Origin of the sequence: Pseudarthrobacter sp. B4EP4b (assembly GCF_006680095.1) — a bacterium.
Classification (GTDB): domain Bacteria; phylum Actinomycetota; class Actinomycetes; order Actinomycetales; family Micrococcaceae; genus Arthrobacter.
On sequence record NZ_VHIJ01000053.1, the window covers coordinates 1 to 7152 of the forward strand.

Sequence of the window (7152 nt, forward strand, 5' to 3'; positions counted from 1 at the left end):
ATCCCCATCCCCGCTATCAGGGCAAGCCCCACCACCGTGGGCCGGTGCGCGCGAAGCCAGCGGCGCCGCCCCAACTCGTCCCCCACCGGCCCTTCGTTGTCTCCGGCCAGCAGTACGGCAAGTTCGCCGGACGGGACTGGTGCGGGGAGCGACGCCAGGGATCCCAGCGAGAGGAGGGCGGAGCGAAGCGTGTCATCCTGCCCGAATCCGGCATCGAGGAGCATCTCCTCCACGGTTTCCGGCAACACGTTGGCTTGCGGTGTCATGGCCTCAGGTACTCCTTCACTGCCGAAAGTTCCCGGAGCTTGCCCAGCGCCCGCCGCTGCAGCTGCTTCACGGCACCCGGGCTTTTGCCCATGGCATCGGCTGACTGCTCCACGGTGAGCCCGGCCACGAGGCGCAGGGACAGGACCTCGCGCTGGTCCTGAGGCAACCCGTCCAGCAGGTCCAGGACTTCCCGCGGGGAGATTCGTTCGAGGGCCTCGGATTCGGCGGAAGAGTCTTCCCGCCGGTCCAGCTCGGGCTCGAAAGGCAACTTGGCGGGCGTGCGGCTTTGGCGCCGGTGGTCGTCCACCATCCGGGCGTGGGCCACCGAAAAGATCAACGTGCGCAGCCCGGCCGTGCCGCCGTGAATGGTGCCAAGCCGCGGCAGGACGGAGAGGAACACTTCCTGCATGGCCGCCTCCGGATCCTCGACTCCCCGGGCGGTGAGATAGCCCAGGACCTGTGACGCATACGTCCGGTAGACGACGCTGAAGACGGCCGGCCCGGCGGAGTGCTCACCCAGGTCCTGGTCTGTCAGCGCATCAATCACGGACGTAGTGCTTTCGGTCAAAGAAGGGCCACTGGGGGGTGAGGCTGAATCCGCTTCACGGAATGCCTTTTCCCCGCATCACTTTACCCTTCGGTAACCACTGCCCGGGTGCGCCACGCGTTGATGTTGCAACGGTCACGCCCCCGCCCCGGACATTGAAAGAGCCGGCCTGGAACGTGATGGGGGACAAGTTCCAGGCCGGCGCTACATAGGGGTAATCGCTCCGGGCGCGCCAAGGGTTACGCCCTGGGGCAAAAACTTTAGGAATTTTTTGCGGAGCCTTCAGCGGGCCGCAGCCGTCACCCAGCGGGGCCGGCTTCCCTGCCGGCGGGGACCGTTGGCCAAGCTGAAAGTGTGCCCGGAGGCGGGCACGCGCCGGTCGTCGCAGTCCTCCTGGGCGGTGGCGGCAGCCGACGCCGGAACTGCAGCAGGCGCCTGGCGCGCCACAGTGCCGGCCGGGCAAAGATCGGTCACCAGTCCGGTGCCTGCGCATTCCCGGACTGCGGCAATTCCGGCAGCGAGGGCAGTTTTGGTGTCAAAGGGGCCCGAGACGGCCATGATGGTGCCGTCCGGTGCAAGGAGGCGGAATCTGAAAAAGGAATCGTGGTCAACAAACGCTTCGAACTTACCGGCCATAACAAATCCTTCCGTTCTGCGGGTCCGTATGCGGGGGCGCCATTGCCACCGGCCGGTCCGGGCGCATCACTGCCCCTTATTCCCGCGGGTCTGGTCGAACGATTGGTGATCGGGTCACCGGGTGTACCAACGAGTCTCTCCGGTAGGCCCGCAACCCCGCAAGACCCAGGGCGTTAACCCTGTGTAAATTGCTGTAATTTACCGGCCCAAGGCGGCGCGGCGGGCCACCTTTGAAGGTGACCCTCCCCGCTACGTCCCCGATCCCGCAAGCTCGTTTGGGCCCCTCGGTAGCGTGGGCCCACCCGTCAGTCGTTGATGAGGTCGTTCACCACAATGGTCTGGTCCCGGTCCGGGCCGACGCCGATGGCGGAGAACCGCGTACCGGAGAGCTTTTCGAGGGCCAGCACATAATTGCGGGCATTCTCCGGAAGGTCCGCCAGCGTGCGTGCCCCGGTGATGTCCTCGGTCCAGCCCTCGAAGTACTCGAAGATGGGCACTGCGTGGTGGAACTCGGTCTGCGTCATGGGCATCTCATCGTGGCGGACGCCGTCTACGTCGTACGCCACGCAGACGGGGATCTGCTCGATGCCGGTGAGCACGTCCAGCTTGGTGACGAAGTAGTCCGTGAAGCCGTTGACGCGGGAGGCGTGGCGGGCCAGGACGGCGTCGTACCAGCCGCAGCGGCGCGGCCTGCCGGTGTTGACGCCGAATTCGCCGCCGGTCTTCTGCAGGTACACACCCATCTCGTCGAACAGTTCAGTGGGGAACGGTCCTGCACCAACGCGGGTGGTGTATGCCTTGATGATGCCGATGGAGCGGGAAATGCGGGTGGGGCCAATGCCCGAGCCCACGGACGCACCGCCCGCGGTGGGGTTGGAGGAGGTCACGAACGGGTAGGTGCCGTGGTCCACGTCCAGGAACGTGGCCTGGCCGCCCTCCATGAGCACTACCTTGCCCTCGTCCAGGGCCGTGTTCAGGACCAGGGTGCTGTCGATGACCAGCGGGCGGAGCCGGTCGGCGAAGGAGAGGAAATACTCCACAATCTCCTCGACCAGCACGCCGCGGCGGTTGTAGATCTTGACCAGGAGTTCGTTCTTCTGCCGCAGCGAGCCTTCCACCTTCTGGCGGAGGATCGACTCGTCGAAGACGTCCTGGACGCGGATGCCCAGGCGGGCCACCTTGTCCATGTACGCGGGGCCGATACCGCGGCCCGTGGTCCCGATGGCGCGGCTGCCGAGGTAGCGCTCCGTCACCTTGTCCAGCACCTGGTGGTACGGCGCCACGAGGTGGGCGTTGGCGGAGACACGGAGCTTTGAGGTGTCGGCGCCGCGTGCCTGGAGGCCTTCGATCTCCTGGAAGAGTGCCTCGAGGTTCACTACGCAGCCGTTGCCGATGATGGGGACGGCGTTGGGGCTGAGGATGCCTGCCGGAAGCAGCTTGAGTTCGTATTTTTCACCGCCTACGACGACGGTGTGCCCGGCGTTGTTGCCGCCGTTTGGTTTGACGACGTAGTCAACGCGGCCGCCCAGCAGGTCGGTCGCCTTGCCTTTTCCTTCGTCGCCCCACTGGGCTCCTACGATCACAATTGCTGGCATGGGATCCTCCCCCATTCGTTCGGGCTGCCGGTCCGGCCACAACGTGGCGGGACTGTACAGCGCCGTTCATGAGAATGCCCCGAATCGACCGCCCTTCGCCGGCCGCAGGGCGGCACAGCGATGCAAGAGTTCCGGGGCTCTTACCACCCAAGTTTAGCCGATTGGCGGGTTTGTCCACCCGTTGGCCCGCCGCGGCCCTTCTTGCGGAGTAAAAGGCCTCCGGGAGCGGACGCGGCGGGCTGCCGGCGGCTGCTACTCGTCCTCGGCCTCCCCGGCGGGGCGGGAGGTCTGGGTGGCGAGGCTGTCCCAGAAGGAGGTGTCGGCGTCGGCAATTGACCCGTCAGCGATGGCGGCTGCCGTTGCGGTCAGCGTGGTGACCGTCTGCTTGATCAGGTACCCGTTGCTGCGCAGGCCCAGGGCATAGCCGTCAAGGTAGTGGTCGGACATGCCGCGCATCTCGAACAGCAGGGTGGCGATGCCGTATTCGACGGCGATGCCGTTGCGGCTGATGGTTTCTGCGCTGCCGCCCACATACTTGCCCAGGTGGCCCCAGCCGGTGGAGTCGACGTTGTGGAACACCACTGCGCCCAGCTGCTTGGACTTCTCCACAACAGCAGGATCGGCGTTGGGCGTGGTGGGGTACAGGATGGAGCCGGATACCAGCTCACCGTCGCGCTGGCTGCGGGTGCCCTGGTGGTGGAGGTCAATCATGTAATCGATCCGGTACTTGCGCATCACGTTGTTGTGCAGCGCCTGGGTTTCGGGCTGGACCTTGTCCACGTGGTCGCGGTTGAGGTCCACTTCTTCGGCGTTGTAGCGGGTCATGTTGCGGCCGCCCTTGGCCTGGTAGTCGTCCAGGGAGAAGTTCACGTCGCCCATGGCGCCGTCTGCGTTCAGCATGGGAACGATGAGGATGTTGACACCGTCCAGGATGTCCCCCGACTTTGCGGTGCCGAGGTGCTTGACGAACTCAAGGGCGCCTTCGGTGGTTAGCTGTTCGTTGCCGTGCTGCTGTGTCAGGTACAGGATGGTGGGCTTGGCCGGATCCGAGATGTACTTGACCAGGTGGATGTCGCGGCCCTTCACCGTCTGCCCGATGACCTCCAGTTCCATGGCCGCCTGGCGCGCGTCCTGGTCTTTGAGGAATGACACCATCTGGTCGTAGGTGGCCAGCTTCGAGGTGGTGATCTGGCCGTTGCCGTCATAGTTGGGGCCTTCGCCCACGGCTATCGCCGGTACCGGCGCGGTCACTGCTGCCAGAGCCAGGGCTCCGGAAACGGCCAGGGTCCTGAAAGTTGCCAGGGTTTTTCTCACGGTGCGTTACCTCTTTCGAGTGCATTTGGGTGCGTCCAGGCCGCCATGTCCCCCATGGCGGCCTGTGACAAGAGCCAACCAAGCTGGACGAAAGCTGTCAATGGATATAACAGGTTCCGACATGCAGTTATTACGATCCGGAACATACGCCGAAACCGCGCGGAGCATCACTTTTCCCGTGGCCCTGCACCGGCGTTTCGTTTCCCGGGGCTTGCTAAACTGGGAAAGGCCGACCCGGAATCGGCCCACCCCATTTCAACCACCTCGAATGTGTTGCGCCACCGTGCGCCCATTTTTCGCGGTGGCAGCAACACCAATCCCCGCAGGAGACCCAGCACTACATGACCGCACTGGCACCCGAATCCTTCCATGAGCAGCTTCTGAGCCGCCGCTACGAACCCAATGTTGCCGCCGTCAACGAGCTGTGCGATTCCCTGCAGGAGGCAAAGCCCGGCACAACAGTGCCCTACGTCGACCCCATGCACGACGTCGAGGAATGCCGTATCATCAGCCTCTACTCGAACATTGGCGAGGCCGACAAATCCGGTTTCATCACCTCCGGGGACGCTGACGCCGCCACCCGGATGCTCGGCATCCAGTGGAAGCTGGGCCTTCGCCCGGAGTACGTGATGCCGTGGAACGTCCACCCGTGGCACATCCCTGGCGAGCCGAACGGGAAGTTCACCCCGGACCAGATAGCCGCCGGCCTGAAGCCACTGCTGAAGTTCCTGGCCGTGGTGCCCCGCGCTTCTGTGATCGTGGCTCACGGCACGGAGGCCAACCGCCTGGCCAACCTGCTGCTGAAGACCGAAGTCCCGCTGCTCTGGCGCCGCGGCCTGAAGACCTACAAGGTGCGCTCCCTCAGCGGCCGCGCCTTCGCCGGTTCACCCGCCCGCCAGGAGGAATACCTCGAAGCCATGCGCGTGGCCTACGCCGACGCCATGGCCCGCACGGGCCTGCAAAAGGCCTAACCAGCCCGTTGAGGTTGCTGTTTTCCGGTGATTGAGCTTGTCGAAATCAGGTTTCGACAAGCTCAACCACCGCTGACGACGACGGCCGGTCACCTTTTCGAAAAGGTGACCGGCCGTCGTCGTTCTTTTAACCCAACGCGGGGTCACTTCCCGCCCAATCCGGTAGCCGGAGAGGGCGGAAAGTGACCCCGCGTTAGTCTTGCTACTTGGCTTCGATGGCTGATTTCGCCGTGGGATCGGAGTCGTTCAGGAACTTCTCGATCCGCTCCGGCTCCTCGGCCTCACCGATGGCCGATGCTGCGCGGCCCAGCGAATACAGCGCCCGCAGGAAGCCTCGGTTGGGCTCGTGCTCCCAAGGGATGGGGCCCACGCCGCGCCAGCCGTTGCGGCGCAGCGAGTCCAGTCCGCGGTGGTAACCCACCCGGGAGTACGCATAGGAATCGATGGTGCGCCCCTCGGCCCAGGCCTCTTCCGCGAGCAGTGCCCACAGCAGTGAGGACGTTGGGTGCTGGGCCACGAGGTCCAAGGGCTCCTGGCCGGCGTCCAGCTGCTGGTTGACCTCGGTCTCGGCAGGCAGGAGCGTGGGCTCGGGACCCATGAGGTTCCGGCGGAACTCGTCGGACATTCCTAGAAGGTCTTTCCGGCCGAGCCGAGCTGCTTGGTGGCCTCCACCACGCGGGCTGCCAGGCCGGCTTCAGCCGATGCGCCCCAGACACGGGGATCGTAGGTCTTCTTGTTGCCCACTTCGCCGTCCACCTTCAGGACGCCGTCGTAGTTGCGGAACATGTGGTCCGCCACCGGACGCGTGTAGGCGTACTGGGTGTCGGTGTCGATGTTCATCTTGATGGTGCCGTAGGAGACAGCGTCCGCGATTTCCTGGTCCGAGGAGCCGGAGCCGCCGTGGAACACGAGGTCGAACGGGCTGTCCTTGCCGATCTTGGCGCCAACCTGTGCCTGGATGTCCTTGAGGATCTCCGGGCGCAGCTTCACGCCGCCGGGCTTGTACACGCCGTGGACGTTGCCGAAGGTCAGCGCGGTGATGTAACGGCCGTTCTCGCCGGAGCCCAGCGCTTCAATGGTGGCCAGTGCATCTTCGACCGTGGTGTAAAGCTTTTCGTTGATCTCGTTCTCCACACCGTCCTCTTCGCCGCCCACGGTGCCGATTTCGACCTCGAGGATCATCTTGGCGGCAGCGGTGCGCTCGAGCAGCTCGCGGGCAATGCGCAGGTTCTCCTGCAGGGTCTCTGCGGAACCGTCCCACATGTGGGAGTTGAAGAGCGGGTTGCGGCCGGCCTTGACCTCAGCCTCGGATGCTGCCAGCAGCGGCAGGACGAAGCCGTCCAGCTTGTCCTTGGGGCAGTGGTCGGTGTGCAGGGCGATGTTGACGTTGTAGTTCTTGGCAACCTCGCGGGCGAATGCCGCGAAGCCCAGCGAACCGGCAACCATGTCCTTGGTGGAGGCGCCGGACCAGTAAGCCGCACCGCCGGTGGAGACCTGGACGATGCCGTCGGACTCAGCTTCAGCGAAGCCGCGCAGGGCTGCGTTCAACGTCTGCGAGGAGGTCACGTTCACGGCGGGGAATGCGAAGCCGCCCGCCTTTGCGCGGTCGATCATCTCGGAGTAGATCTCTGGGGTTGCAATGGGCATGCTGACTCCTATGCTGAGGTTCGTCTGTGGGCTGGTAACCCTGGAGTACCGCTTACGGCTAGCACCATCCTAGTCATTTCCGCCCCGGGTGTGCTGTGGGTTACGCAGCCCCCCCACCTCCCATGCCCCCAGCCGAGTTGGCACTTAACGGCAATCGCGGGGCCCGCCATTGCCG

At 64.9% G+C, this 7152-nt stretch carries 7 protein-coding genes and 1 pseudogene; 1 reads left to right on the forward strand and 7 read right to left on the reverse strand.

Translation table 11 applies throughout. The features are described 5' to 3' along the window. From FNL14_RS18535 to FNL14_RS18555, 5 genes and pseudogenes are all read right to left on the reverse strand, one after another. Positions 1-266, reverse strand: a pseudogene (locus FNL14_RS18535) (hypothetical protein); the annotation flags it as partial. Continuing rightward, positions 263-814 carry an RNA polymerase sigma factor gene (locus tag FNL14_RS18540; RefSeq protein WP_091421089.1) on the reverse strand — a complete coding sequence of 184 codons (552 nt, stop codon included), beginning with the start codon at positions 812-814 and terminating at the stop codon, positions 263-265. The gene FNL14_RS18540 and the pseudogene FNL14_RS18535, both read right to left, overlap by 4 nt. Before the next feature lie 282 nt (positions 815-1096). Then, positions 1097-1450 (reverse strand): YegP family protein, encoded by a 354-nt coding sequence (locus tag FNL14_RS18545; RefSeq protein WP_091421086.1) that lies wholly within the window; start codon positions 1448-1450, stop codon positions 1097-1099. Between the two features lie 305 nt (positions 1451-1755). Next, positions 1756-3045: an adenylosuccinate synthase gene (locus FNL14_RS18550; protein WP_142063040.1), complete on the reverse strand. Its 1290-nt coding sequence runs from the start codon at positions 3043-3045 to the stop codon at positions 1756-1758. A 252-nt stretch (positions 3046-3297) separates the two neighbouring features. Then, positions 3298-4359 carry a M14 family zinc carboxypeptidase gene (locus tag FNL14_RS18555; RefSeq protein ID WP_142063043.1) on the reverse strand — a complete coding sequence of 354 codons (1062 nt, stop codon included), beginning with the start codon at positions 4357-4359 and terminating at the stop codon, positions 3298-3300. Positions 4360-4700: 341 nt separating this feature from the next. On the opposite strand from FNL14_RS18555, the gene FNL14_RS18560 reads away from it, so the two are divergent. Further along, positions 4701-5330 carry a uracil-DNA glycosylase gene (locus FNL14_RS18560; RefSeq protein WP_091421078.1) on the forward strand — a complete coding sequence of 210 codons (630 nt, stop codon included), beginning with the start codon at positions 4701-4703 and terminating at the stop codon, positions 5328-5330. A 202-nt stretch (positions 5331-5532) separates the two neighbouring features. On the opposite strand, the gene FNL14_RS18565 is transcribed toward FNL14_RS18560, so the two are convergent. Continuing rightward, a complete protein-coding gene (locus FNL14_RS18565) occupies positions 5533-5955 on the reverse strand; it encodes a DUF3151 domain-containing protein (RefSeq protein WP_142063046.1) in 423 nt (140 codons plus the stop codon). 2 nt (positions 5956-5957) lie between these two features. Next, positions 5958-6977 carry a class II fructose-bisphosphate aldolase gene (fbaA, locus tag FNL14_RS18570; protein WP_142063048.1) on the reverse strand — a complete coding sequence of 340 codons (1020 nt, stop codon included), beginning with the start codon at positions 6975-6977 and terminating at the stop codon, positions 5958-5960. Between the last annotated feature and the right edge of the window lie 175 nt (positions 6978-7152).